The sequence below is a fragment of the Rhodoferax sp. ZS1R8 genome (assembly GCF_056521325.1).
The window spans coordinates 1-2,365 of sequence record NZ_JBWMBA010000026.1 but is presented as its reverse complement, the minus strand read 5'-3'; the positions used below and the strand labels follow the sequence as shown (position 1 = coordinate 2,365).

Annotated in this window: 2 protein-coding genes and 1 pseudogene; 1 reads left to right on the top strand and 2 read right to left on the bottom strand. The window is 58.6% G+C overall.

Annotated elements, in window-relative coordinates; genetic code table 11:
* Positions 1-152: pseudogene (locus AC097P_RS23345) on the bottom strand (IS1595 family transposase); the annotation flags it as partial.
* Between the two features lie 93 nt (positions 153-245).
* Here AC097P_RS23345 and AC097P_RS23340 point away from each other — a divergent pair.
* A protein-coding gene (locus AC097P_RS23340) for an IS3 family transposase (protein WP_479612830.1) occupies positions 246-1,771 on the top strand; the annotation gives its coding sequence in 2 pieces (ribosomal slippage) (positions 246-684 and positions 684-1,771; 1,527 coding nt in all).
* A gap of 413 nt (positions 1,772-2,184) precedes the next feature.
* Here the strand turns inward: AC097P_RS23340 and AC097P_RS23335 are convergent.
* On the bottom strand, positions 2,185-2,365 hold a 181-nt coding region (locus AC097P_RS23335), incomplete at its 5' end, for a MazG-like family protein (RefSeq protein WP_479612829.1).

Here is a 2,365-nt window from a genome sequence, read left to right as displayed (position 1 = left end):
CTCCCAAGTCCAAGCACGTGTTGCAGCCCCAATGCGCTGACACCATGCTTTTGGCTGGTGATGTACCAGATGGCGGCGAACCAGACGTGAAGCTCGGTGCGCGTCTTGTCAAAAATGGTCCCCGCTGTTGCCGTCGCCTGATGCCTGCATGCCCCCTGTGCCAATATGACCTGCTACACCTACCCCTGAGTAATTAGTGAGTAAAAGAGGCAGGTATGACAAACAATCAACGTTCCAAGGTCAAGATGCAGGCAAGCCAAAGTATTGAAGATTCGGTGGCAACGCAAGGAGCCCGTAGGGCGACTGAAGGTGCCACCGAATCTGCGCCGCCGGTGGTGCCCTCGGGCAGCGCCTGCGAGGTGGTTGCACGTGCAACTCGCAGGCGTTTCAGCGATGCCGACAAACGCCGCATCTTGAACGCCGCAGACCATTGCAGCAAGCCCGGAGAAATCGGCGCATTGATGCGTCGTGAAGGTGTTTACTCCTCCTCCCTCAGCACCTGGCGGCGCCAGCGTGAGGCAGCCGAACTGGCGGCTGTCGCACCCCAAAAGCGCGGCCCCAAAGTCGACCCAACACGTGCCCCGGCGCTGCAACTGGCCCAGATAACACGTGAGCGTGACAGCCTGCGCGATCAGTTGGTGAAAGCCCAGTTGGTAATCGATGTTCAAAAAAAAGTTGCCGCATTGCTGGGACTGCTCTCAACCGACAACAAGCACGGGAGCACTTGATGATTGGCGTACATGAACTCACACCAGCCCTTGGGACGGGGGGAGCCTGCAAAGCCATGGGCTTGTGGCGCGGTGCGCCCAAGCGCCAACGCGCACGCACACACCGCCAGGCCATGATGGGGCCGCACCTGCCTCATGCGGCGCGTCCAAGCCCTGCATTGGCCCTGGATGCTGTCGAACGCAAAGAGCTGCTCGACACCCTCAACAGTGATCGCTTCGTTGACTGCGCGCCTGCTGCCGTACACGCCACCTTGCTCGACGAAGGCTGTTACCTCGGCTCGGTGCGCACCATGTACCGGTTGCTGCAAGCCACGGGCAGCAGCAACGAGCGGCGCAACCAGTTGCGCCATCCTGCGTACACCAAGCCCGAGCTTTTGGCTGTTGCACCCAACCAGGTTTGGTCATGGGATATCACCAAACTCAAGGGGCCTGCCAAGTGGACGTGCTTTCACCTGTACGTGATTTTGGACATCTTCAGCCGCTTCGTTGTGGGCTGGCTGATCGCCCCACGCGAGAGCGCCGACTTGGCCCAACAGCTCATTGCCGACACCGTGGCGCGCCACGATGTCTTGCCAGGTCAATTGACTTTGCATGCGGATCGGGGCGCTGCCATGCGGTCCAAGCCAGTGGCCAGTCTTCTGGTCGACCTGGAGGTTTCCAAAAGCCACAGCCGCCCCTACGTCTCAGACGACAACCCGTACTCGGAGTCGCAGTTCAAGACCATGAAATACCGGCCAAACTTCCCCGAGCGCTTTGGCTGTATCGAGGACGCGCGCGCCCATTGTCAAACGTTCTTCTCTTGGTACAACGATCAGCATTGCCATTCAGGTATTGGGCACATGACGCCCAACAGCGTGCACTATGGACGCGCAAGTGCCATGCGTGCCGTCAGGCAGGCAACCCTGGACGCTGCGTTTAGGGCTACCCCAAATCGCTTCAAAGGTGTGCGCCCTTGCCTGGCGCCTATGCCCACTGCTGTTTGGATCAATCCGCCAAAACCGGAGGTGCAAAAAAATACACAACACTGCACAGTAAATTTATGACGCCGGGTGTAGCAAAGTCATTGACACATTCCGGAGACAACAAATCCTCATTGCTGGACTCGATAGGAAGGTCAGAGCGAAACATGCAGTTCCTTAAATGGGTTGTGTGCTGGGCGCAGCCTGTAGAGCTATGAGGACGCCGCAAATGCTTATCGCAAGGTGGCCTGCCGCAACGCCACTGAGCGCATAAGGTTGGCATACACCTCAGTTTCGACTTCGCTGATGAAGGACGGATGGCCACTTCAGTAGCTTCATGGATGCTGGCATTCGTCACATTGCAGACGTGCCAACCGGCTTGCACAAGCAGTGCGTCGATGCTGACTCTGGCTTTTTGTTCTGGCGTCATGGCTCCCCCTTGTCGGCCATTCTAGGGGACGCGTGTGCCGCCATACGTGCCTATCTACAGCGCATATCTACAGCTCTGTGTACTTGGCAGCTATGCCCCGCGCCGCATCCACCGGGTACTTTTGCGCATTGACCAGCATCTTGGCCTGCGCGGCGGCGATCAGGTCTATGCCCAGCTTGTCACACAGCTGCAGCAGGTAGAGGAACACGTCTGCCGCCTCGGCCGCCACTTCCGCCTTTTTGTCTGCA